The organism is Ensifer sp. BR816 (assembly GCF_000378985.1).
Taxonomy (GTDB): domain Bacteria; phylum Pseudomonadota; class Alphaproteobacteria; order Rhizobiales; family Rhizobiaceae; genus Sinorhizobium.
In genome coordinates, this window is the sequence record NZ_KB905370.1 from 4450024 (window position 1) to 4472630 (window position 22607).

Here is a 22607-nt window from a genome sequence, read left to right on the forward strand (position 1 = left end):
ATCGATGCCCTTGCGGCAGACGGTCGAGCGCGCCACGCAAGTCGCACTTTCAATGGACTGAAATATCGTCGGTTGCCGGGCCGCTGCATGTTCCCTTAAATCGGAACCGATTTCGGGATAGAAGCATGCAGCGATTCAGAAGTGTTACAGCGACCTTTGTGCGTCTGAAAGGACGCGCGGCGCTGTGGAGCCGAAGGCACTCGGCCAGGGGATTCCAAGGTGCGATTATTGTTCGGAGACTATGCGCTCGACCCGGAGCGCCGGGAACTTACCCTGCGCACGCAGGTCGTGGCCGTCGGGCCGCAGGTCTTCGACCTGTTGCTGCATCTGATCGAAAACCGCGACCGCGTCGTCAGCAAGGACGACCTGCTCCAGGCGGTGTGGGGCGGACGGATCGTTTCGGATTCGACGATCACCAGCCATATCAATGCGCTTCGCAAGGCAATCGGCGACAGCGGCGATGAGCAGCGGCTGGTCCGCACCGTCGCGCGCAAGGGCTTCCGCTTCGTCGCCGAGATCAGCATCGACGGCATCGAAAATCTGCAACGGCGCGACGCGCCAGGCGTGACCGAACAGGGCTCCGGCGATCCGGGGCATCCGCCGTCCGGGCTCGTCCTTCCGGACAAGCCCTCCATTGCCGTCTTGCCCTTTCAGAACCTGAGCGGCGATCCGGAGCAGGACTACTTCGCCGACGGCGTGGTGGAGGACATCATCGCGGCGCTGTCGCGCCTGCGCTGGCTGTTCGTGATCGCGCGCAATTCGAGCTTCACCTACAAGGGCCGGGCGGTGGACGTGAAGGAAGTCGGCCGGGAGCTTGGCGTGCGCTACGTGCTGGAGGGCAGCGTGCGCAAGTCCGGCAACAAGCTGCGCATGACCGGGCAGCTCATCGACGCCACGACCGGGACAAATCTCTGGGCGGAGCGTTTCGAAGGCACTCTCTCTGACATCTTCGAACTGCAGGACCAAATGGCCGAAAGCGTCGTCGGCGCGATCGCGCCGCAACTCGAACGGGCGGAAATCGAGCGCGCCAAGCGCAAGCCGACGGATAGCCTGGACGCCTACGACTACTATCTGCGCGGCATGGCGAAGCTGCACAGCGGGACCAGAGAGGCGATCGAAACGGCGCTGCCATTGTTCTACAGGGCGACCGAGCTCGATCCGGAATTTGCGGCGGCCTATGGCATGGCCGCCTGGTGTCACTTCTGGCGCAAGGTGAACGGCTGGATGACCGACCGTCCGCGCGAAATCGCCGAGGGAGCGCGGCTGGCGCGGCTGGCGGTGGAACTTGGCCGCGACGACGCAGTGGCTCTGACGAGAGGCGGCCATGCGCTTGGCCATCTTGCCGGCGACCTCGACAGCGGCATTGCCCTCCTCGACAGGGCAAAGTATCTCAATCCGAACCTCGCTCCCGCCTGGTTCCTCGGTGGCTTCCTGCGCGCCTTCCGGGGGGAGACAGACGCCGCAATCGAGCATCTCGAGCACGCCGTTCGTCTTAGCCCGCTGGACCCGGAAATGTTCCGGATGCAGGCGGGGACGGCGCTGGCGCATTTCTTCGCGGGCCGCTTCGATTCCGCCTCCGCCTGGGCCGAGAAGGCCGCCGGGAACCTGCCCAGTTTCCTTGTCGCGGTCAGCCTGGTGGCGGCCAGCCATGCGCTCGCCGGGCGAATGGACAAGGCAAGGCAGGCGATGCAGCGCCTGCGCGCGCTGGATCCATCCTTGCGCGTCTCGAACCTCAAGGATTGGCTTCCGATCCACCGGCCGGAAGATCTTGCGGCGCTCGCGGACGGCCTGCGTTTGGCCGGCCTGCCGGAGTGACGCCGATGCGCAGAACCGCCGTATCGCTGCCTCGCACCTGCTGGACCTGACGCACGCGTTCTCGCGGGACGCCGCCGCACCCTCCGTCGCGCGGGATGAAAATTTTCGGTGAATTTGATCGTTTGATTTTCACGCGGCCGGTCGCCACAACCCTTTCGCACCGGCAACGGGGGTTGTTGCCGCATGGCCAAGCCCTTGCCGCGGCTTCGATATTCGTCGTCGATCACAAGAAAGGCATGGCCGGGAGCGGGTTGCGGTTGGTTCTGCGATTGAGCGAATTTTCAGAAAGATGAAAATGAATTACATAAATGTGCCAATTTTCCGGAAAACGGCTTGACCTATAGGATATTTGAGGCATTACTAAGAAAATAAATTTCATAATGAAGCGGAGTAGAGGTGGACGTCGCAGCCAGGGGCTCTGATATGCCCGCAGGGAGATTTCGGAATATCGGCCAGGGCGACCAGCCCTTCCACGCGGGATTCCGTGCGGTTGCCCGGGAGGCCTTCTCCATCGCGGCGCCGGCGACGATGCGCCATCGTTGGGCCTTGCGAACTGGACCACGGCATCCGGTCGACATCGCGCAGACTTCTCAAAAACCAAAAGGGGATCATGATGAGAAAAACGCTTCTTGTGGCATCGTGCGCAGCCGCGCTCGCTGGCTTCACCAGTCCAACCGCGGCCGAGGCAAGGTCGGACGGCGTCCTCACGGTGGCGACCGTCGGCGAGCCGCCGACCCTCGACGCGATGCAGACGCCGACCGACATCGTTCTGACGATCGACCAGCACATCTTCGAGACGCTCTTCACCTATGATGCAGAATGGAAGTCAGTGCCTCTGCTCGCGGCGGCCATGCCCGAGGTTTCCGAAGACGGTCTGACCTACCGCATTGGCTTGCGCGAAGGTGTGAAATTCCACGATGGCAGCGCCTTCGATTCCGAGGATGTCGTCGCGTCGCTCTCGCGCTGGATGAGCGTCAATTCCAAGGGCAAGCAGGTTGCCTCGGTCGTAGAGAGCGTCGCCAAGGATGGGGAGCATGCGATCGTCATCAAGCTGAAGTCCCGCTATGCGCCGCTGCTGGCGACGCTTTCCCAGGCGTCGATCATCATACCCTCGGAAAAGGTGGCGGACACGCTGACCGACTTCATCGGCACCGGCCCTTATGCGCTGAAGGAGCGCAAGCCGGATCAGTACACCCAGCTCGTCCGGTTCGAGGCGTACAAGTCTCCGGAGGGAGAGGCCAGCAACTATGCCGGAAAGCGTGAAGCGATCGCCAAGGAGATCCGGTTCGTTCCGGTGCCCGATGCCAATACGCGTGTCGAGGGCTTGATATCGGGCCAGTTCGACTACGCCGACGCCTTGCCGGTGAGCGCGTTCGAGCGGGTCGAGGCGAGCGACAGCGCCGGACCCGTCATCTTCGAGAACGCCGGCTGGGCCTCGCTTAACATGAACATGAAGGAGGGCGTGCTGACGAAGAAGGCGTTGCGCCAGGCCGTTCAGGTCGCGCTCAATCCCTCCGACATGATGCTGGCCGCCTTCTCCGACGAGCGCTTCTTCAGCGTCGACGGCTCGATTTTTCCGGAGGGCTTCCTCTGGCATACCGAGGAGGGCATCGCGCGTTACGGCGAGGGAGACCCTGAGGCCGCCGCCGCCCTCATCGAGGAAGGCGGCTACGATGGCACGCCGATCCGTCTCCTGACCAGCCGTCAATACGAATTCCACTACAAGATCGGCGAAGTCGCCAAGGCCTATCTGGGGGCTGCGGGCTTCAAGGTCGACCTTGAGGTCGTCGACTGGGCCACCCTGACGACGCGCCGCGCCGATCCGAAGCAGTGGGACATCTTCATCACCCATTCCAACTTTCCGGGCGACCCGACGACGATCAACACGATCACCGACAGCTATCCGGGCTGGTATGTCTCCGACCAAAAGGCCAAGGCGGTCGCTGCCTATATGGCGGCGGCGGATCAGGACCAGAAGATCAAGGCCTGGCAGGGTATCCAGGCAGTCATCTATGACGATGCGCCGCTGGTGAAGGTCGGCAACTTCAACGCACTGGCCGGCGTCTCCAAGTCCATACCCGACTATACCCCGACCTATTGGCCACATTTCTGGAACGTCACTCCGAAAAAGTGAGGCGATAGACGATGCTGAAAATCTCGCAGGCGCTCCTTCATCGACTGGGCGGCATGGTGATCGTGCTGGCCCTCGTCGTGACGGTTGTCTTCATCATAGTGCGCGTCACCCCTGGTGATCCGGCCGCGGTCATGCTGGGCTCCGATGCGACGCCCGAAGACATCGCGCAACTGCGAGCGAAGATGGGGCTCGATGCCCCCCTCATCGCCCAGTATGCCCAGTTCGTGCTGGGCATACTGAAGGGCGATCTGGGGCAATCGATCTTTCTCGGCCAGCCGGTCGCGCAGGCACTTGCCGAGAGGGCGGAGCCGACCTTCTTCCTGACCCTCTTCTCGATTCTCATCGCCGTCGTCATCGCGCTGCCGGTCGGCATATTCTCCGCCGTCAAACGCGGCACGCCGTTTGACCAGGTGGTGGTAACGCTGACCATGGTCGCCGCAAGCATACCGAGCTTCTGGCTGGGCCTGATGCTCATCCAGGTCTTTGCGGTAGGTCAGGGGTGGTTTCCGGCCTCGGGCTATGGCGGGCCCGATACGAGCTTCGTCGAACGGCTCAACCATCTCGTTCTTCCGGCAGCCGCACTTGGCATCGTCAACTCGGCGCTGATAACCCGGTTTACCCGCGCGGCGATGCTTGACGTTCTCGGCGAGGATTATGTCCGCACGGCGCGGGCGAAAGGCGCGGGCGAAGGGCGCGTGATCCTCAAGCATGCGCTGAAGAACGCGCTCATTCCGATCATCACCGTTATCGGTCTTTCCATCGCCATGTTGGTCGCCGGGGCCGTGGTGACCGAAACGGTATTCGGCCTGCCCGGCATCGGCAACCTGGTCGTCTCGGCGGTGCTCCGGCGTGACTATCCGGTGATCCAGGGCACGCTTCTCGTCGTTGCCGCGATCTACGTCCTGATCAACTTCGTCGTGGACATGCTCTATATGATCGTCGACCCGAGGGTACGCCAATGACGGGCGCCTCGTTCTCCGAAAGTGTCGTGACGAAGCTGAGCCGCCTTTTCGGCAATCGCGCAATCCTGTTCGGCGCCATCATTCTTGCCCTCGTGGTGCTGGCGGCCGCCTTCGCGCCTTTGATTGCGCCCTACGCGCCGAACAAGCTGTCGATCGTCAACAAGCTGAAAGGGCCTTCGCTCGCCCATCTGTTCGGTACGGACGAGTTCGGCCGGGACATTTTCTCGCGCGCGATCTATGCCGGGCGCGTGTCCCTGCTTGTCAGCCTCGGGGTCGTCGGCATCTCCGCCCTGCTTGGCGTGACACTCGGCGTATTTGCCGGATATTTCCGCCGCCTCGATGCGCCGGTCTCGCGCCTGCTCGATGCGATGATGTCCTTTCCCGACATCCTGCTGGCGATCGCGCTCGTCGCCGCGCTCGGGCCGTCGCTGGTGACCGTGATCCTGGCGCTCGGCATAACCTATGCCCCCCGCCTGGCACGCATCGTTCGCGGCTCGACGCTGGTCCTGCGCGAGCTGCCCTATATCGAGGCGGCCGTCACGCTCGGCTTACCGACGCGGCAGATTCTGCTTCGCCATGTCCTGCTCAATCTCGCCTCGCCAATTCTCGTCCAGACCACCTTCATCTTTGCCTCTGCCATGCTGGCCGAAGCGAGCCTGTCGTTTCTCGGGGTAGGCGTTTCGACCGACATGCCGACCTGGGGCACGATGCTCGCCTCCGGCCGCGAATTCATGAATTCCGCTCCCTGGCTGATGGTGTTTCCGGGGATCGCGATCGTGCTTTCGGTGTTGTCGCTGCAGCTCGTCGGCGACGGATTGCGGGACCTGGTGGATCCCCGCCTTGCGAAGGAAACCTGACCATGAGCGAGAATCCTTCGGCGGTCCTGCCAATCCTGGCGGTCGAGAACCTGACGACCTCCTTCAAGACATCCGACGGCTGGCGGCCGGTCGTGCGCAACATTTCTTTCGACATCCGAGCCCGCGAAACCGTTGCGATCGTCGGCGAGTCCGGATCGGGCAAGAGCGTCACCGCCCTTTCGACCATGCGGCTTCTGCCGCCGGGCAAGGCGCGCATCGAGGGGCGGATTCTTCTCAACGGGCGTGATCTCCTGAAACTGTCCGAGGCCGAGATGCGCGCGGTACGCGGCGGCAGGATCGGCATGATCTTCCAGGAGCCGATGACGTCACTCAATCCGGTGTTCACGATCGGCAACCAGCTCGCCGAGGCATTGGTGCTGCACCAGGACCTGTCGTGGAAGAGCGCCGAGGCGGAAGCGCTACGACTGATGGAGCGCGTGCGCATTCCGTCGGCCAGCACACGCCTCAACGAATATCCGCACAAATTCTCGGGCGGCATGCGTCAGCGCGTGATGATCGCCATGGCGCTTGCCTGCCGGCCGAAGCTCCTCATCGCCGACGAGCCGACCACCGCGCTCGACGTCACGATCCAGGCCGAAATCCTGCATCTCATTCGCGAATTGCAGCGGGACGAGACGATGGCCGTCCTCTTCATCACGCACGACATGGGCGTCGTGGCCGAGGTTGCCGACAGGACGGTGGTGATGTTCCGCGGCGACATGATCGAGAGCGGATCGACGGAGCGCCTCTTCGCGGCGCCGCGCGAGTCCTATACCAAGGCGCTACTGGCATCGATCCCGCGTCTCGGCACCATGGGCGCTGCCCAGGCACCGAAGCGCTTTCCCGAGGTTGATCCCAACACGGGAGAGGCCTTCGACGGCCGCGAGATGAAGGCCGTTGCGGGCGGGACCGAGCCAATCCTGAAGGTTTCCAACCTCGCGGTGCGCTTCGACCTTCCGCATGGACGGGTGCACGCGGTCGAGGACGTCTCCTTCGATCTGCACCCGGGCGAAACATTGGCGCTCGTGGGCGAGTCGGGCTGCGGCAAGTCGACGACGGGTCGCTCGATCATGCGGCTGCTTGAGCCGTCCGCCGGGTCGATCATCGTCGATGGCCAGGACGTGCTCAAGGCAGGAGGGCGTGAGATCAGGGCGCTGCGCCGAACCGCGCAGATGATCTTCCAGGACCCATTCGCCTCGCTGAACCCGCGCATCAGGATCGGCGCGGCAATTGCCGAGCCGATCATCGCGCACGGCCTGATGAGCAAGGGCCAGGCCAGGGAACGCGTGGCCGAGCTTCTCGATCAGGTCGGCTTGTCGGGGGACGTGGCCGATCGCTACCCCCATGAATTTTCAGGCGGCCAGCGTCAGCGAATTTCAATCGCCCGCGCCCTGGTGCTGAACCCGAAATTCATCGTCGCAGACGAGGCCGTTTCGGCCCTGGACGTGTCGGTGAAAGCGCAGGTCGCCAATCTCCTTCTCGACCTCCAGGAGCGTCGCGGTCTGGCTTACTTGTTCATCTCGCATGACATGGCGGTCGTCGAGCGCATCAGCCATCGCGTCGCGGTCATGTATCTCGGCGAAATCGTCGAGATCGGTCCGCGCGCATCGATCTTCGACAACCCGCAACACCCTTACACGCGCCGCCTGATCTCGGCCGTTCCGATCCCCGAGCCCTCGCGGCGCGGATCGATGCCGCCGGCATCGACCCAGGAAATCAAGAGCCCGGTGCGCCCCTATGACTACAAGCCACCCAAGCGCGCCTATCTGGAAGTCTCCCCCGGACACTTCGTGCAGCAACTTGGGGGCTGAAGACCGAATACGTGAAGGTCGACGCCTTCGGCAGGGACAGCACAGGAGCGGGTTGCCACTCGATAGGCGGCCGCAGCGAATCTCTATGTCATTCTGCGAACAACCCAGAGCGACCGGCCCGCATGAGCGATGCCGGAGACGAGTCGAAGCCGAGCGTCGTCTTTCAGTCGCTCGGCCTCGGCGGTATCGAGAAGCAGGACCTGCCGATCGGTCTCGTTCGCATTTGGGGTTATCCACGAGCGCCGGTCCTCGCAGCAGAGCCCGGCTTCCGGATGCTCCTGCAGGTACTCGATCGCATATTCGGCGTCCACTTTTCGCGGTCCCGCGTCGATCGACATCTTTCTTCCTCCCGCCTTGAAGATCGCTTGAGGGTCGGAGCACTATATCCAATTATGGCGCCCGTTGCAGCGAGGACAATGTTCGCTCCCGCGGCTTGAGCGGCGGCATGGCCGCGGAACCGGCCTTGACCGGCTGAGATCAACGAATTAAGGAAGCCGATGACGGTTCCCCTACGATGAAGCGAAGGGGATTAATAGGGAACACGGTGCGGACGACCCAAATGGGACCAAGACCGTGGCTGCCCCCGCAACTGTGAGCGGATTGCCGCCCATCCTCGTGACGCGAGAAGCGTCGTGCCACTGCGAGATTATCGCGGGAAGGCAGGTGGACGGCAGATATCCGCAAGCCAGGAGACCTGCCGTCATGCGTTCACTCCAATCACGGGCGGGGATGCCCGGAACAGGACACAGCATGACCTCTCCTTGCGCCGACCCGCGCCTTGCCTTCGGTCTTTCCCGTTCCGCGACGCCGCCGAACTGTCGGCAGCCGGACTGACTCCGTCCGTCCGCACTGGCCGCATGCTTGCGGCCCGTTCATCGAATCCGGGGAATAGACTTATGAAAAGCATGTTTGCGAAATCGAAACACGGCGTCCTGTGCGCTGCCGCCGTTCTTATGGCGGCGATCGGCATGGAGGCGAAAGCCGCCGAAACCAGCTATCCGCTGACGCTCACCAATTGCGGCCGCCAGGTCACCTTTGAAAAGGCGCCCGAACGGGCCGTCTCGATCGGCCAGAGCAGCACGGAAATCCTCTATCTGCTCGGCCTCCAGGATCGGATGGTCGGCACCGCCGTCTGGATCGGGCCGGTGATCAAGGGCTACGAGGAGGTGAATGCCAAGGTCGAGCGGCTTGCCGACAACGATCCGAGCTTCGAGAGCGTCGTCGCCAAGAAGCCGGATCTCGTGACCGCCCAGTTCCAGTGGCATGTCGGGCCCGAAGGCATCGTCGCCAAGCCGGAGCAGTTCGAGGAACTCGGCATTCCGGTCTATACCTCTCCGGCCGATTGTGTCGGCAAGGACAATACCGGCGGCGGCGACGGCGTTCGCCATTCGGTGTTCACGATGGACCTGATCTACCAGGAAATCACCGAACTCGCGCAGATCTTCAACGTCCAGGAACGCGGCGAGACGCTGGTCGCCGAGCTGAAGGCGCGTGAGGAAGCGGCGAAGAAGAAGATCGCCTCGGCGGACGGCAAGCTCTCCGCGGTGTTCTGGTTCTCGAGCGCCGAGCTCGACATCGACCCCTATGTCGCCGGCAAGAACGGCGCGCCGGGCTACATCTTGCGCTCGCTCGGCATCAAGAACGTCATCGACAGCGAAGAGGAATGGCCGACCGTTGGCTGGGAAACCATCGCCAAGTCCGGCCCGACGCTGATCGTCGCGGGCAAGATGGAGCGCCGCCGCTTCCCCGCCGACGACGTCGCGGTCAAGCACAAGTTCCTGGAGTCCGATCCGGTCACGAGCCTGATGCCCGCCGTCAAGGACGGCCATGTGGTCGAGCTGGACGCCCAGGCGATGAACCCGACGATCCGGACCATCGAAGGCATCGAGGTGCTTGCCGATGCGGTCGAGAAATCCGGCCTGAACAAGTGATCGGCACCGCGCCATCCCTGTCCCGGACGAGCGCCAGCCTGCTGGCGCTCGTCGTGCTGTTCATCGCGCTCTGGCTGGGTGCGGCGATCGGCGAGACGGCCATTCCGATGGGCGTCGTCGCCAAGACGGTCGCCAACCGCCTGTGGGATGCCGGCTACGGCCTCGATGCGCTCGACGAGGGCATCATCTGGAACTACCGGGTGAGCCGCGCCATCGTTGCTGCCAGCTGCGGTGCGGCGCTGGCGCTTTCCGGCGTCGTGCTACAATCGCTGCTGCGCAATCCCCTGGCCGACCCCTATATCCTCGGCATCTCGGCGGGCGCATCGACCGGCGCGGTCGGCGTCGCCGTCCTCGGCGTCGGAGCCGGGCTTTTGACGCTGCCGGTCGGTGCCTTCGCCGGAGCGCTGCTTGCCTTCGGGCTCGTCAGCCTGCTGGCGATGCGGGCGGGCAGGGGCCATGGGGCGATCATTCTGGCCGGTGTCGCCGGCTCGCAGCTCTTCAACGCGCTCACGTCCTTGATCGTCACCAAGGCAGCGAATGCGGAACAGGCGCGGGCAATCATGTTCTGGCTGCTCGGCAATCTTTCGGGCGTCCGCTGGCCGGATGTCTGGCTCGCCGTGCCTGTCGCGGTGTTTGGCCTCATCGTCTGTCTCTGGCACGCACGCGCCCTCGACGCATTCACCTTCGGCTCCGAGTCAGCCGCTTCGCTCGGCATCCCGGTGCGCCGGGTCTACGGAGTGCTGATCGGCGTTTCGGCGATGATGACGGCGACCATGGTCAGCATGGTTGGGTCGATCGGCTTCGTCGGCCTCGTCATCCCGCATATCGCCCGCATGATCGTCGGCGTCCGGCACGGACTGCTGCTGCCGGTCTCCGCCCTGGTGGGAGCGGTATTCATGATCGCCGCCGACATCGTGTCGCGCATCATCATTCCGGGGCAGGTGCTGCCGATCGGCGTCGTCACCGCGCTCGTCGGTGCGCCCGCCTTCGCCGCCGTCCTCAGCCAGCGCAGGACGGTTCGATGACGCTTTCGGCTTGCAATGTCTCATGGTCGGCGGGCGGGGCCTCAATCCTCGAGGATGTCTCGCTCGACGTCGTCGAGGGCGAGTTTCTCGGCATCGTCGGTCCGAACGGCTCCGGCAAGACCAGCCTGATGTCGCTGCTTGCCGGCCTCAGGCGGCCGCGATCCGGTCGCGTGCTGCTCGATGGAGAGAGCGTCGACAGGCTGAGCCGGAAGGAGATCGCCAAGCGCATCGCCCTGGTCGAGCAGCAGGCGGAAACCGGCGAGCGCATCTCGGCGCGCCAGGCGGTGGAACTCGGCCGCACGCCGCATCTTGGGCCGCTCACGCCATGGTCGGCTATGGACGAGGCCATCGTCGACGAGGCGATCGGCAATGTCGGCATGGCGCAGCTCGCCGCGCGGATGTGGCATACCCTGTCTGGCGGCGAGCGGCAGCGCCTGCACATCGCCCGGGCGCTCGCCCAACAGCCGCAGATCCTCCTCCTCGACGAGCCGACCAACCATCTCGACGTCGGCCATCAGATCGGGCTCCTGCATCTGGTGCGCCAGCAGCAGCTGACGGCGGTCGCGGCGCTTCACGATCTCAACCATGCCGCCATGTTCTGCGACCGGATCGCGCTGATGAGCGGCGGCCGCATCGCCGCGCTGGGGCGCCCCTACGAGGTCCTCACCGAAGAGCGGATCCGCACCGTCTTCGGTGTCAACGTCGATGTCGAGCGTCAAAGCGAGGGCCGCTGTCATATCCGTTACCGCGCACCCAGTTTGCCGGCTGCCGAAAAGCCGATGCTGAAGAGAATCTCATGATCAAGCTTGCCAGGCTCCTGCTCTTCGCCCTGATCGCACTCTCGATGCCGGCCGTGGCCAGCGCCGAGACGGTCGAGGTCAAGATGCTGAACCGGAGCGAAAAGAGTTCGATGGTCTTCGAACCGGATTTCCTGGCGCTGCAGCCGGGTGAGAGCGTCAAGTTCATCGCCACCAACAAGAGCCACAATGCCGCGACGATCGACGGGATGGTCCCGGACGGACATCCGGGCTTCAAGGGCAAGATCAACGAGGAAATCGTCGTCACCTTCGATCGGCCCGGCTTTTACGGCATCAAATGCTCGCCGCATTTCGGCATGGGCATGGTGATGCTGATCAAGGTCGGAGACGTCGAGCTCCCGCAGAATTATCGTGCGATCGAGGTCCCTGCCCGGGCGAAGCCGCGCTTCGAAGCGCTCTTTGCCAGGGCCGAGGCAGCAGTGATGGGCAAGTAATGCGCGCGGCGGGGCGCGGCACCGGAAGGCTCTGGCTCACGAACGTTCGATGCGCGGCGTAAGGGCGGCTCTAACCTCGTCGCCTTTGCGTGGCGACTGCCTGCTAGCTCAGTCGGAAGTCATTGCTTTTCAGGCCGCGTCCGATTGGGCGTGCGGCGGACCCGCAGTGGCTGCGCCGAGTGGGCAGATGCAACGAAACGATCCGTTGATCAGACAACCTTCGGCGTTGCCGCGTCCGCTGATGGCGAAACGGAAAGTTTGATGCCCAACGCTCTCGCGACGCCGACGAGGGTAGAAAGCTTGGGATCGCCGTGTTCGCTGAGCGCCTTGTAAAGTGCCTCACGTGTTACGCCCGCCTCTTTGGAAACGGCGCTCATGCCGATTGAGCGTGCAACGTCGCCGAGTGCATGCGCGATCAGCGAAGGGTCACCGTCTTCAAAAGCGGCTTCTATGTATGCAAACCGCTCTTCCGGCGTTTTCAGATAGTCAAGAACATCAAAGCGTTTGGTTTCGACTGTCATATCAAATCTCCTTTGCCATCTTCTTCGCCTGCGCAATGTCGCGGCTTTGCGATGATTTATCTCCACCCCACAACAGGATGACTACTGTACGACCGGCGTAGGTCAGATACACGCGGTATCCCGGACCATAGTCGATCCGCATTTCGCTCACCCCGTCTCCGACGGACTTGATGTCACCCGGATTGCCAAGCTCAAGGCGACGAATTCGCGCCACGATGCGGGCGGTGGCATTCCGATCGCGTAGACTCCTCAGCCAGTCGGAAAACACAGTGGATTGGCGAACTTCGATCATTTGTGAACTGTAATTTACAGAGTTGATATTCACAAGAGGTTTGTGAACTTTAGTTCACGCTAACGACAGTATCTTTATACGCTGAAACTCGGCATTGAAATCGATTACATTTTCTGGCTTCATAGCGCTCGCAAGATTTGGGAGGATCTCATGACGAAATTCATTGCTTTTGCGCTCGGTACGGTTGCGTCCCTCGTTGTCTCCGCTTCGGCGGTCAATGCGGAAACCTTCAAGATCGGTCTTTCGAACGGCTGGGTCGGCAGCGAGTGGCGCACCCAGATGATCGACGAGGCCAAGGAAGCCGCGGCGAAATGGAAGGACAAGGGGGTCGACGTCGAGGTTTCGGTGCAGAGCGCCAATGTCGACGTGCCCGGGCAGATCGCCCATATCCGCAACTTCATCGCCGAAGGCGTCAACGCCATCATCGTCAACCCGAACAGCCCGACGGCCTTCGATCCGATCTTCGCGCAGGCGAAGGAGGCCGGTATCCTGGTGATCGCGACGGATGCGGAAGTCTCCTCGCCCGATGCGATCTATGTCGGTATCGACCAGACCGCCTGGGGTGCTGCCGGCGCCAAGTGGCTTGCCGAGACGCTCGACGGAAAGGGCAAGGTCGTGGCGATCAACGGCGTCGCCGGTCATCCGGCCAACGAGATGCGCGTCGCCGGCTACAAATCGGTCCTCAAGGATTTTCCGGATATCCAGATCGTCAACGAGGTGAACGCCAATTGGGACCAGGCCCAGGGACAGCAGGCGATGCAGAACATCCTCGCCACCTATCCGGACGTCAACGGCGTGGTCGTGCAGGACGGCATGGCGGCCGGCGCCTGGAAGTCGATCACGGATGCCGGCAAGAAGGACCAAATTGCCGCGACCGGCGAGATCCGCAAGGACTTCATCGACCTCTGGATCAAGGACAAGCTGAATTCCGGCGCGACCGTCAACCCGCCCGGCGTCATGGCGAGCGCGCTCAACGTCGCCGTCCTGATGCTGCAGGGCAAGGAATTGAAGGAACCGGCCAAGGCCGGCCAATACGGCAACGCGCTCTACCTGCCGATCCCGTTCATCGACTCGAAGAACGTCGAAGAGGCGGCAAAGCAGCTCGAAGGCAAGCCGGGCTACTATTCCTATACGAGCTCGCTGACGATCGAAGACGCGGAAGCGCTCTTCAAGTGAGCCTTTTCGACGTCAGGCGCGGTCTCTCTTGGCCCGCGCCTGACCACCGGATGGTAACGGACGCAGTCCCATGTCGAAATTGAAACTGAACGGCGTGAGCAAGGCTTACGGCGCGACCCTGGCGCTCCGCCGCGGCGACCTCGAAGTTATGGCCGGCGAGGTGCATGTGCTGATGGGCTCGAACGGGTCCGGCAAGAGCACGCTCTGCAAGATCATTGCCGGCAGCGTGCGGCCGGACGAGGGCAGGATCCTGATCAACGACACGCCGGTGACGATCACCGGGCCGCGTTCGGCCCGCGCCCAAGGGATCGGCATCTTCTATCAGGAGCTCAGCCTCGCCGCCCACCGCAGCGTCGAGGAGAACATCTGCCTGGCCGCGCTGCCGGCAAGGGCCCGGCTCTTCGTCGACCGGGCGGCGCTGAAGGACCGGGCGGCACGCTATATCGCCCTCTTCGACGGGGTATCCGGCGAAGGATTTTCCGCCGACGCGCTCGTCGGCAATCTCAGGCCCGACCAGCGCCAACTCGTCGAGATCATGAAGGCATTGGCCAGCGAGGCGCCGCTCATCATCTTCGACGAGCCGACCTCGGCGCTCGACCGTGCCCAGGTCGAGCGCTTCTTCGAGATTCTTCGCGATCTGAAGCGCCGCGGCCGCGGCATCATCTTCATCTCGCACCGCATGGACGAGATCAAGGCGATCGGCGACCGCGTCACGATCATCCGCGACGGCGAGACGATCACCACGCTCAACCTTAATGAAACCGATGCGGGCACGGTTATCCGGCTCATGGTCGGCGGCGCCGGCGACATGCCGGCCTCGCAGTCCTCGGCCCCGGCCGCCGTCGACGCCAAGGACGGGGCGGCGCTCACGGTCCGCAATCTTTCCGGCGCCGGCTTCCGCAATGTCAGCTTCGAGGTGGCGCGCGGCGAAATTCTCGGCTTCGGCGGACTGCACGGCCAGGGCCAGTCGGCGTTGCTCCGGGCAATCTTCGGCGCCGGCTCGGTCTCGACGGGCGAGATCCTGATCGGCAGCGACCGCTTCGATGCGACGAGCCCACGCGACGCGATCCGGCGCGGCTGCGCCTATGTCTCCGGCGACCGTGGCCGCGACGGCGTCATCAGCGGCCGGCCGATCATCGAAAACGTCACGCCGATCCATTATCTGCGCGACCGGCTGATGATCGCCAGGCCGTCGAAGCTCCGCGACAAGGTCGCGCCGGCGCTCGAAAGCATGCACACGAAATTCGCGAGCCTCTTCCATCCGATCAATTCGCTCTCCGGCGGCAACCAGCAGAAGGTGATCATCGCCCGCTGGCTGATCGACCGGCCGGACGTACTCTTGCTCGACGATCCGACGAAAGGGATCGACCTCTCCGCCAAGGCCGATCTCTTCGCATTGATCCGGCAACTGGCGGCCGAGGGGCTCGGCATCATTCTCTATTCCTCGGAGGATGCCGAGCTGCTCGGCAATGCCAACCGCATCCTGGTCTTCAACGGCGGCTCGGTCAGCCGGGAACTCATCGGTCCGGAGCGCACCCGCTACAACCTCTATCAAGCCGCTTACGAGGCCGCCTGATGACAGAGATCGCAACCAGCCCGACCTATCGGCGCGCCGGCGGCCTGCGCATACTGCTCGAGCGCTATCCGTTCCTGCCGGCGCTCGCCATCGTGCTGGTGCTGCTTGCCCTGAACGGGGTCTTCTCGCCGAACAGCCTCAGTTATCGCTCGCTGACAGGGCTCTTGAGCACCTATATGGCGCTGATCCTGCTGGCGATCGCCCAGACCTATGTGGTCTATGCCGGCGACATCGATCTCTCCGCCGGCTCGATCCTGTCGCTCGTCAATGTCGCGATTGTCGTGCTGATGGAGCGTTGGGGGGGAGGGGCCGGCGCGGTGCTGCTGGCGCTTGCCATCGGTCTCTTGCTGGGGCTTGCCTGCGGCCTCGTCAACGGGCTCGTCGTCGCGGCGCTGCGGCTGCAGGCGATCGTCGCCACCTTCGCGACGAGCATCTTCTTCACCGGCCTGGCGCTCTACATCCTGCCGGTCGCCGGCACGCCGGCGCCGACGATCTTCTGGCGCACCTATGGCGGCCGGCTGCTCGGGCTCCCCTTCGTCTTCTATATCCTCGTGGGCCTGGTCGTGCTGCTTGCGGTGCTGAGCCGGACGCGGCTTGCGACGCAATTGCTCGCCGTCGGCGACGACCAGCAGGCGGCCTACCAGACGGGACTGCCGGTCGTGGCGATCCGGATCCGCGGCTATCTGCTCTGCGGGCTGTTCTCCGCCCTTGCCGCCTTCTGCATCACCGGCGACACGGCAAGCGGCGATCCGCTGGTCGGCGGCAAGATGACGCTCTTCAGCGTCGCTGCGGTGGTGCTTGGGGGCAGCGCGCTCTCAGGCGGCTGGGGAACCGTGGTCGGCTCGCTCCTCGGCGCGCTGACGATCGGCCTCATCAGTTCGGTGGTCTTCTTCATGGGCACGCCGTCGGAGTGGCAGAATTTCGTCCAGGGCCTCGCGATCCTCGTCGTCCTGATGGCCGGCGTGCTCGCCGGACGGAGGGCGCGGCCATGAGCAGGGTGATGTCGTTCCTCCGCCAGCCGATCGTCGTCGCGCTCGCTTTGATCGTGCTCCTCCTCTATCTCGGCGAGCTCATGTCTCCCGGCTTTGCCAGCGGCGCGCAGATCCTGCGGCTCCTAATTGTCGCCTCGCTGCTCGGCATCGTCGCGGCCGGCCAGAATGTCGTCATCCTCGGCGGGCGCGAGGGTATTGATCTCTCGGTCGGTGGCGTCGTGTCGCTGTCGGCGATCATCGCCGGCAACGTCATGAACGGCGCCGATATCGGCATCTTGCCGGCGATCGCCGCCTGCCTGGTGGCCGGCGCCTTCTTCGGGCTGCTGAACGGCCTCGGCATCACGCTGTTGCGCATCCCGCCGCTGGTGATGACGCTCGGCATGCTCGGCGTTTTACAGGGCCTGCTCGTCGTCATCCGCATGGGCATTCCCTCCGGCCAGGCCGCGCCGGCCCTGTCGCGCTTCGTCACCCAGCCGCTCTTCTTCGGCGTGCCGGGGATCATCTGGCTGTGGGTGGCGATCGGCATCCTGATGGCCTTCATGCTCAACCGCACCGTCTTCGGCCACCGCATCTATGCGATCGGCTCCAACGAGCATGCGGCCTATATGGCGGGCGTTCCGGTGAGGCTTATGCGCATCGCGCTGTTCATGATCTCCGGCATGTTCGCGGCAATCGCCGGCCTCTGCCTGCTCGGCTATTCCGGCTCGTCCTTCGCCAATGTCGGCGAGCAGTACACGCTGACCTCGATCATCGCCGTCGTCTTCGGCGGCACGTCGCTTGCCGGCGGCAAGGGCGGCTATACCGGCACCATGGCCGGCGCCTTCCTGCTCGTCATCCTGCAGGGGATCCTCACCACCGTGAACATCGACGAATCCGGCCGGCAGATGGTGTTCGGCGCGACGCTGCTTCTCCTCATGATGTTCTATGGCCGGGGCCGGGCGATGCGCGCATGAGGGACCGGCCGAAGATCAAGGACATTGCCGAGAAGGCCGGCGTGTCGGTCGCCACCGTCTCGCGCGCGCTTTCCGACTCGGCGCTGGTGACGGCCGAGACCCGCCAGCGCATCCATGATCTGGCGCGCGAGCTCAACTATCGCCCCAATGTCAGCGCCCGCAATTTGAGGACCCGCAAGTCGATGGCGGTGCTCCTCGTTGTGCGCGACGTCGGCAACCCCTTCTATCTCGACATTCTGAAGGGCGTCGAGGCGACGGCACGAGAAGCCGGCTATGCGGTGCTGATGGGCAATACCGAAAACGATCCGGTCCGCGAGATCGAATATTTCAACATGCTGCGCGACGGTCATGCCGACGGGATGATCCTGATGACCGGCAAACTGCCGCCGGGCGGCAATCGCACGGGCAGCTGGAGCCACCTGCCGGTCGTGGTGGCGCTGGAAATGATCGAGGGTTCGGGACTGCCGCATGTGCAGGTCGACAATGTCCGGGCCGCGCGAGAGGCGGTCGAGCATCTGATCGGACTCGGGCACCGGCGGATCGCCCATATCAGTGGTCCCGTCCCCGAGCCGATGAGCCTCTACCGCCGCGAGGGTTACCGGCTCGCCATGCGCGAAGCGGGCCTCACGATCCCGGACGGCTACGAGGCGCGCGGCAATTTTCTGCTCGAAAGCGGACAGGACTGCTGCCGGGCGCTGTTTGCGCTGCCGGCGCCGCCGACGGCACTGTTCGTCGCCAATGACGAGATGGCCTATGGCGCTGCCCACGAGCTGAGACGGATGGGACACGACGTGCCGGGCGAGGTCTCGGTCGTCGGTTTCGACGATCTCTATCTGAGCAAGGCCTTCTATCCGCCGCTGACGACCGTCAGCCAGCCGCGCGCGGACATTGGCCGCACCGCGATGGCTCTTCTGCTCAGCATCCTTTCGGGCGGCAGCCGCGCCGGCGGCGAACCGATCGTGCTGCCGACGGCGCTCAATATTCGCGGCAGCACGGCGCCGCCTTCAGCGTGAGCTATCCTGGGGAGGAAGGAATGACCACACTACCGAAAGAGACCCTGCGCGTCGGCTTTGTCGGGACCGGCTTCATCGCCCGTTTCCATCTGCAGTCGCTCGTCGGCGTGCGCCATGTGGAAGTGACCGGCGTCTACAGCCGCAAGGCGGAAAATCGCGAACGCTTCGCCGAGGAGGTCAGGGCGCTCGAGCTCGGCAGCTGCCGCACCCATGGGAGCCTCGACCATCTTCTCTCGGCCGAGGATGTCGATGCGATCTGGATCCTCTCGCCCAACTATACGCGGCTCGAGGTGATGCGCGCGCTCCATGCGGAGATCAAGGCAGGGCGCAGCCGGGTCTTCGCGGTGGCCTGCGAAAAGCCTCTGGCACGCACCGTCGCCGAGGCCCGCGAGATGCTGCGGCTCGCCGAGGATGCCGGCCTCAACCACGGCTATCTCGAAAACCAGGTGTTCTGCACGCCGGTGCTGCGCGGCAAGGAGATCATCTGGCGCCGCGCCGCTTCGACGACCGGCCGGCCCTATCTGGCGCGCGCCGCCGAAGAGCATTCCGGCCCGCACGAGCCGTGGTTCTGGCAGGGCGACAAGCAGGGCGGCGGCGTGCTTTCCGACATGATGTGCCACAGCGTCGAGGTGGCGCGCCATCTGCTGACGGCACCCGGAGCGCCCCGCAGTTCACTGAAGGTCAAGGCGGTCAACGGCACGGTCGCCAATCTCAAATGGACCCGACCGGCCTATGCCGACCAACTGCGGCAGCGGTACGGAAACGAGGTCGACTACCGCAACCGTCCCTCGGAAGATTTCGCCCGCGCCACCGTTGCGCTCGAGGACGAGGCGGGCAACGAGCTGATGATCGAAGCGACGACCTCCTGGGCCTATGTCGGCGCCGGCTTACGCATCCAGCTCGAACTTCTCGGGCCCGAATATGCGCTGGAATACAATTCGCTCGGCACGGGCCTGAAGATCTTCCTGTCGCGGGCGGTCAGGGGGTCCGAGGGCGAGGACCTGGTCGAAAAGCAGAATGCCGAACAGGGGCTGATGCCGGTGCTCGAGGACGAGGCCGGCGTCTACGGCTACACGGACGAAAACCGGCACATGGTCGAGAGTTTCCGCAAGGGCGTGAAGCCGCTCGAGACCTTCGAGGACGGTCTCGCCGTGGTCGAGATCCTGATGGGGCTTTATCGCTCGGCCGAAATCGGCGCGACGCTCAATTTCCCGGCGCCGGAACTGGAGAACTACGTGCCGCTCGTTGCCCGGGTCGGCGCGTAGGCGATCCGGCGAATAACCGGCCGAGGCGGTAATTTAGTCGGTGAACTCGACGATGACCCCCGGCTTCACCATCGCCGCCAACTCCTCCGCGTCCCAGTTCGCCAGCCGAACGCATCCGTGTGAGCCAACCTTGTCGATCAGCGACGGTTCCGGCGTGCCGTGGATGCCATAGGTCGGCTCGGTCAGGTCGATCCAGACGCTTCCCACCGGGCCGTTGGGGCCGCTGGGCAGCGTCAGAACCTTGCTGTTGTCGCCCTGCTTGAAGTTGATTTTGGGGTTGTAGACATAGGTGGGCTCGCGGGCGACGCCTTTCACCTTGTGCCTGCCGGAGGGCGAAGGCGTCTCCTCGCTGCCGATCGAGGCGGGATAGACCGCAAGGAGCGTGCCATCGTCAGCGAAAGCCAGGACTTGCCCGGCGCGCTTGCGCGCCTCTATCCGTTTAACTCTGCCCTCCTTCGCGACGCCGGGCATGGCAACCGAGACCGTGTCTCCGACGGCAAAGGCCGAGCCCGGATTGAGCGCCTTCAAGAGGTCGATGTCCATGTGAAAGCGCTCGGACAGCCTCTCCGCCACGCTCGTATATCCGAGATGCTTCATCTCGGCCTGCTCGGAATAATCGTCGGGAATGCTTTCGACGAGATCCTTCGTATCGTCTTCAGAGATGCGATAGGGCTCGACGACCGGCTTATCGTCCGAAAGTCGGCGGATGACTTCAGGGTCCAGCTTTCCATCGACGGGAAGGTCATGCATGGCCTCGAACCCGGCAATCGCCTTGGCAACATTCTCGCCGTAGTAGCCGTCGATCACTCCGGGAGACGAGCCCGCGCGATCCAGAAGAACCTGGAGATGAACGATGGCGGGGTCGGGCCGAGGCGAGGCGTCGGACGGCCGTTCTGGCGGGATCGACGCGACCGAGGCCTGGTTGATGGATTCTGGCCGAAGTTCCTGCGCGCTGGCGATGCCACACAGGCTCAATGTCAGCGACGCTGCGAAAAGAGCAATGATCTTCATGCGCATAAAATTGACAGAGACCGAACTTGTTCCGCCCGCTTGGTTCTCCAGACGGCTGCCGGCGAACCCCGAGCCAATTTAGTTGACTCAGTCCACTAATGGCGCGAATATCCGTCGCGTAGGGGGATTCTGGAATGCAGGTTGATCGGAACGGGCTCATCGGCGAAATCAGGCGGTTCAACCGCTTCTACACCCGCACGATCGGGCTTCTGGACGAGACGCTGACCGAGAGCGCCTTCACGCTGACCGAGGCGCGCGTGCTCTTCGAACTCGGTCATCGCGAAAGCCCGGCAGCATCGGAAATCGCCGCCGAGCTGCGTCTCGACTCGGCCTATCTCGCGCGCATCCTGCGGAGGTTTGCCGCCGGCGGGCTGAGCAAGGCCCGTTCCGACGGCGCCGATCGCCGGCGCCGCATACTGTCGCTCACGGACAAGGGCAGGGCGGCACTGGCGGAGCTTCAGGCGGCCGCCGACAAGGACATTGCCCGGCTTCTCCGCAGTCTTCCCGACGAGAAACTGGGCGAACTCGAACGCGCACTGCGCAAGACGATGGAACTGCTGCGCGGATCTCCCATGGAAGGGCCGGCGATCACATTGCGCGCCCATCGCATCGGCGATATCGGCTGGGTCGTTCAACGCCAGGCGGTGCTTTATGCCGAGCAATATGGCTGGGACATCACCTACGAGGCCCTGGCTGCGGAAATCGGCGCCGCCTTCCTCCGCAATTTTCGCAAGGGTCGCGATTTCTGCTGGATTGCCGAACGCGATGGGGCGCCGGTCGGTGCAGTCTTCCTCGTTGGTGAGGATGATGCGACGGCACGGTTGCGCCTGCTCCATGTCGAGCCGGAAGCGCGCGGCCTGGGCATCGGTAAGCGGCTTGTCGACGCCTGCATCGAGCAGGCGCGTGCCTCCGGCTACCGACGCGTGGTCCTCTGGACGAACAGTATCCTCGTCGCAGCGCGGACCCTCTATGAGCGGGCCGGCTTCCGGCTGATCGGCGAGGAAAGGCACCACAGCTTCGGCAAGGACCTGGTCGGCCAGACCTGGGAACTGGTACTCTGATGCGGCCGCCCAAAATGGCAGGGTTTCCGGGCAGCGCCTTGCATCAAATCAAAAACAACGGCGGGAGGATAAGATGACTGAGGAACAGGCGGCCACGCGGGGTGGCCTCGTTTGCGGAGTGCGGCCATGCTGATCCTGGACAAGGTATTCCTGGTCACCGGCGGCGGGTCCGGCCTCGGTGCGGCCGTCGCGCGGATGTTCGTCGCCGAAGGCGCGAAGGTGGTCGTCGCCGATGTCAATGCCGAGGCAGGCGCCGTGATCGTCGCCGAACTTGGTGCCCGCGCCCGCTTCGTGCGGACGGACGTGACGAGCGAGACGGACGGGGCCGCCGCCGTGCAGGCGGCGATCGACAATTTCGGGCATCTCAACGGGCTCATCAACTGCGCCGGTATAGCGCCCGGCGAAAAAGTGCTCGGCCGCGACGGTCCGCACCGGCTCGACAGTTTTGCGCGGGCGATCGGCATCAATTTGATCGGCACGTTCAACATGATCCGCCTTGCCGCGGAGGCGATCGCCAGGGAGGAGCCGGATCTCGAAGGTGGCCGCGGCGTAATCGTCAACACCGCCTCGGTCGCCGCCTTCGACGGCCAGATCGGCCAGGCCGCTTACGCGGCCTCGAAGGGCGGCGTCGTGGCGATGACGCTGCCGATCGCGCGCGAACTTGCACGCTCCGGCATCCGCGTCGTGTCGATCGCACCGGGCATCTTCGAAACGCCGATGATGGCCGGCATGCCGCAGGAGGTGCAGGATTCGCTCGGCAAGAGCGTGCCCTTCCCGCCGCGCCTCGGCCGGCCGGGCGAATATGCCGCCCTGGTGCGGCATATCTGCGAGAACGACATGCTGAACGGCGAGGTCATCCGCCTCGACGGAGCGCTCAGGATGGGCGCGCGGTAGGCGGAGCGAGTAGGGCCTCGGGCGTTGTGAGCCAGCGGTTTCTGGATCACGATGATTTTGGGTCGG

The 22607-nt window shown here is 64.1% G+C and carries 20 protein-coding genes, 1 pseudogene and 1 riboswitch; of the genes and pseudogenes, 17 read left to right on the forward strand and 4 right to left on the reverse strand.

Annotated features, from left to right (window positions below):
- The first annotated feature begins 219 nt into the window (after positions 1-219).
- From RHIBR816_RS0121355 to RHIBR816_RS0121375, 5 genes are all read left to right on the forward strand, one after another.
- Positions 220-1815, forward strand: coding sequence for a winged helix-turn-helix domain-containing protein (locus RHIBR816_RS0121355; protein ID WP_026187274.1), 1596 nt, complete (start codon positions 220-222; stop codon positions 1813-1815).
- Positions 1816-2425: 610 nt separating this feature from the next.
- Complete coding sequence (locus RHIBR816_RS0121360) at positions 2426-3949, forward strand: ABC transporter substrate-binding protein (RefSeq protein WP_018238636.1); 1524 nt, start codon at positions 2426-2428, stop codon at positions 3947-3949.
- A gap of 20 nt (positions 3950-3969) precedes the next feature.
- Positions 3970-4911, forward strand: coding sequence for an ABC transporter permease (locus RHIBR816_RS0121365; RefSeq protein WP_026187275.1), 942 nt, complete (start codon positions 3970-3972; stop codon positions 4909-4911).
- The gene (locus tag RHIBR816_RS0121370) at positions 4908-5768 is read left to right on the forward strand and encodes an ABC transporter permease (RefSeq protein ID WP_018238638.1); all 861 of its coding nucleotides are present in this window, start codon (positions 4908-4910) and stop codon (positions 5766-5768) included. Before RHIBR816_RS0121365 ends, RHIBR816_RS0121370 begins: the two co-directional genes overlap by 4 nt.
- A gap of 2 nt (positions 5769-5770) precedes the next feature.
- The gene (locus tag RHIBR816_RS0121375; protein WP_018238639.1) at positions 5771-7579 is read left to right on the forward strand and encodes an ABC transporter ATP-binding protein; all 1809 of its coding nucleotides are present in this window, start codon (positions 5771-5773) and stop codon (positions 7577-7579) included.
- Positions 7580-7662: 83 nt separating this feature from the next.
- Here the strand turns inward: RHIBR816_RS0121375 and RHIBR816_RS0121380 are convergent, their stop codons facing one another.
- Complete coding sequence (locus RHIBR816_RS0121380) at positions 7663-7917, reverse strand: hypothetical protein (protein ID WP_018238640.1); 255 nt, start codon at positions 7915-7917, stop codon at positions 7663-7665.
- Between the two features lie 146 nt (positions 7918-8063).
- A riboswitch (cobalamin riboswitch) is annotated at positions 8064-8296 on the forward strand.
- 263 nt (positions 8297-8559) lie between these two features.
- Here RHIBR816_RS0121380 and RHIBR816_RS38050 point away from each other — a divergent pair.
- From RHIBR816_RS38050 to RHIBR816_RS0121400, 4 genes and pseudogenes are all read left to right on the forward strand, one after another.
- Positions 8560-9510 (forward strand): annotated as a pseudogene (locus RHIBR816_RS38050) (ABC transporter substrate-binding protein); the annotation flags it as partial.
- Complete coding sequence (locus RHIBR816_RS0121390) at positions 9507-10535, forward strand: iron ABC transporter permease (RefSeq protein ID WP_018238642.1); 1029 nt, start codon at positions 9507-9509, stop codon at positions 10533-10535. The pseudogene RHIBR816_RS38050 and the gene RHIBR816_RS0121390, both read left to right, overlap by 4 nt.
- On the forward strand, positions 10532-11335 hold the full coding sequence (locus RHIBR816_RS0121395; RefSeq protein ID WP_018238643.1) for an ABC transporter ATP-binding protein: 804 nt from the start codon (positions 10532-10534) through the stop codon (positions 11333-11335). Before RHIBR816_RS0121390 ends, RHIBR816_RS0121395 begins: the two co-directional genes overlap by 4 nt.
- A complete protein-coding gene (locus RHIBR816_RS0121400) occupies positions 11332-11787 on the forward strand; it encodes a pseudoazurin (protein ID WP_018238644.1) in 456 nt (151 codons plus the stop codon). The genes RHIBR816_RS0121395 and RHIBR816_RS0121400 overlap by 4 nt, the downstream gene beginning before the upstream one ends.
- A 209-nt stretch (positions 11788-11996) precedes the next feature.
- Here RHIBR816_RS0121400 and RHIBR816_RS0121405 read toward each other — a convergent pair whose 3' ends face one another.
- Positions 11997-12308 (reverse strand): addiction module antidote protein, encoded by a 312-nt coding sequence (locus RHIBR816_RS0121405; protein ID WP_018238645.1) that lies wholly within the window; start codon positions 12306-12308, stop codon positions 11997-11999.
- A 1-nt stretch (position 12309) separates the two neighbouring features.
- Positions 12310-12600, reverse strand: coding sequence for a type II toxin-antitoxin system RelE/ParE family toxin (locus tag RHIBR816_RS0121410; protein WP_018238646.1), 291 nt, complete (start codon positions 12598-12600; stop codon positions 12310-12312).
- Positions 12601-12750: 150 nt separating this feature from the next.
- Here RHIBR816_RS0121410 and RHIBR816_RS0121415 point away from each other — a divergent pair, with 150 nt between their 5' ends.
- From RHIBR816_RS0121415 to RHIBR816_RS0121440, 6 genes are all read left to right on the forward strand, one after another.
- Positions 12751-13776, forward strand: a complete 1026-nt coding sequence (locus tag RHIBR816_RS0121415; RefSeq protein ID WP_018238647.1) for an ABC transporter substrate-binding protein — start codon at positions 12751-12753, stop codon at positions 13774-13776.
- A 70-nt stretch (positions 13777-13846) separates the two neighbouring features.
- The gene (locus tag RHIBR816_RS0121420; RefSeq protein WP_018238648.1) at positions 13847-15352 is read left to right on the forward strand and encodes a sugar ABC transporter ATP-binding protein; all 1506 of its coding nucleotides are present in this window, start codon (positions 13847-13849) and stop codon (positions 15350-15352) included.
- Entirely contained in the window at positions 15352-16344 is a 993-nt protein-coding gene (locus RHIBR816_RS0121425; RefSeq protein WP_018238649.1) for an ABC transporter permease, read from the forward strand. Before RHIBR816_RS0121420 ends, RHIBR816_RS0121425 begins: the two co-directional genes overlap by 1 nt.
- The gene (locus tag RHIBR816_RS38055) at positions 16341-17297 is read left to right on the forward strand and encodes an ABC transporter permease (RefSeq protein WP_018238650.1); all 957 of its coding nucleotides are present in this window, start codon (positions 16341-16343) and stop codon (positions 17295-17297) included. Before RHIBR816_RS0121425 ends, RHIBR816_RS38055 begins: the two co-directional genes overlap by 4 nt.
- Entirely contained in the window at positions 17294-18310 is a 1017-nt protein-coding gene (locus RHIBR816_RS0121435; protein ID WP_018238651.1) for a LacI family DNA-binding transcriptional regulator, read from the forward strand. The genes RHIBR816_RS38055 and RHIBR816_RS0121435 overlap by 4 nt, the downstream gene beginning before the upstream one ends.
- 20 nt (positions 18311-18330) lie before the next feature.
- Positions 18331-19575, forward strand: a complete 1245-nt coding sequence (locus tag RHIBR816_RS0121440; RefSeq protein ID WP_018238652.1) for a Gfo/Idh/MocA family protein — start codon at positions 18331-18333, stop codon at positions 19573-19575.
- 33 nt (positions 19576-19608) lie between these two features.
- Here the strand turns inward: RHIBR816_RS0121440 and RHIBR816_RS0121445 are convergent, their stop codons facing one another.
- Positions 19609-20592 (reverse strand): L,D-transpeptidase, encoded by a 984-nt coding sequence (locus tag RHIBR816_RS0121445; RefSeq protein WP_018238653.1) that lies wholly within the window; start codon positions 20590-20592, stop codon positions 19609-19611.
- A gap of 128 nt (positions 20593-20720) precedes the next feature.
- On the opposite strand from RHIBR816_RS0121445, the gene RHIBR816_RS0121450 reads away from it, so the two are divergent.
- Both RHIBR816_RS0121450 and RHIBR816_RS0121455 read left to right on the forward strand, forming a co-directional pair.
- Positions 20721-21647, forward strand: a complete 927-nt coding sequence (locus RHIBR816_RS0121450) for a helix-turn-helix domain-containing GNAT family N-acetyltransferase (protein WP_018238654.1) — start codon at positions 20721-20723, stop codon at positions 21645-21647.
- Positions 21648-21773: 126 nt separating this feature from the next.
- A complete protein-coding gene (locus RHIBR816_RS0121455) occupies positions 21774-22541 on the forward strand; it encodes a 3-hydroxyacyl-CoA dehydrogenase (protein ID WP_018238655.1) in 768 nt (255 codons plus the stop codon).
- The last annotated feature ends 66 nt before the right edge of the window (positions 22542-22607 follow it).

Excerpts from the sequence above, each read along its gene's own strand:
- RHIBR816_RS0121360 (WP_018238636.1), top strand. The coding sequence starts at position 2,426 with ATGATGAGAAAAACGCTTCTTGTGGCATCGTGCGCAGCCGCGCTCGCT.
- RHIBR816_RS0121370 (WP_018238638.1), top strand. The coding sequence starts at position 4,908 with ATGACGGGCGCCTCGTTCTCCGAAAGTGTCGTGACGAAGCTGAGCCGC.
- RHIBR816_RS0121375 (WP_018238639.1), top strand. The coding sequence starts at position 5,771 with ATGAGCGAGAATCCTTCGGCGGTCCTGCCAATCCTGGCGGTCGAGAAC.
- RHIBR816_RS0121380 (WP_018238640.1), bottom strand. The coding sequence starts at position 7,917 with ATGTCGATCGACGCGGGACCGCGAAAAGTGGACGCCGAATATGCGATC.
- RHIBR816_RS0121395 (WP_018238643.1), top strand. The coding sequence starts at position 10,532 with ATGACGCTTTCGGCTTGCAATGTCTCATGGTCGGCGGGCGGGGCCTCA.
- RHIBR816_RS0121400 (WP_018238644.1), top strand. The coding sequence starts at position 11,332 with ATGATCAAGCTTGCCAGGCTCCTGCTCTTCGCCCTGATCGCACTCTCG.
- RHIBR816_RS0121405 (WP_018238645.1), bottom strand. The coding sequence starts at position 12,308 with ATGACAGTCGAAACCAAACGCTTTGATGTTCTTGACTATCTGAAAACG.
- RHIBR816_RS0121410 (WP_018238646.1), bottom strand. The coding sequence starts at position 12,600 with ATGATCGAAGTTCGCCAATCCACTGTGTTTTCCGACTGGCTGAGGAGT.
- RHIBR816_RS0121415 (WP_018238647.1), top strand. The coding sequence starts at position 12,751 with ATGACGAAATTCATTGCTTTTGCGCTCGGTACGGTTGCGTCCCTCGTT.
- RHIBR816_RS0121420 (WP_018238648.1), top strand. The coding sequence starts at position 13,847 with ATGTCGAAATTGAAACTGAACGGCGTGAGCAAGGCTTACGGCGCGACC.
- RHIBR816_RS0121425 (WP_018238649.1), top strand. The coding sequence starts at position 15,352 with ATGACAGAGATCGCAACCAGCCCGACCTATCGGCGCGCCGGCGGCCTG.
- RHIBR816_RS38055 (WP_018238650.1), top strand. The coding sequence starts at position 16,341 with ATGAGCAGGGTGATGTCGTTCCTCCGCCAGCCGATCGTCGTCGCGCTC.
- RHIBR816_RS0121435 (WP_018238651.1), top strand. The coding sequence starts at position 17,294 with ATGAGGGACCGGCCGAAGATCAAGGACATTGCCGAGAAGGCCGGCGTG.
- RHIBR816_RS0121440 (WP_018238652.1), top strand. The coding sequence starts at position 18,331 with ATGACCACACTACCGAAAGAGACCCTGCGCGTCGGCTTTGTCGGGACC.
- RHIBR816_RS0121445 (WP_018238653.1), bottom strand. The coding sequence starts at position 20,592 with ATGCGCATGAAGATCATTGCTCTTTTCGCAGCGTCGCTGACATTGAGC.
- RHIBR816_RS0121450 (WP_018238654.1), top strand. The coding sequence starts at position 20,721 with ATGCAGGTTGATCGGAACGGGCTCATCGGCGAAATCAGGCGGTTCAAC.
- RHIBR816_RS0121455 (WP_018238655.1), top strand. The coding sequence starts at position 21,774 with ATGCTGATCCTGGACAAGGTATTCCTGGTCACCGGCGGCGGGTCCGGC.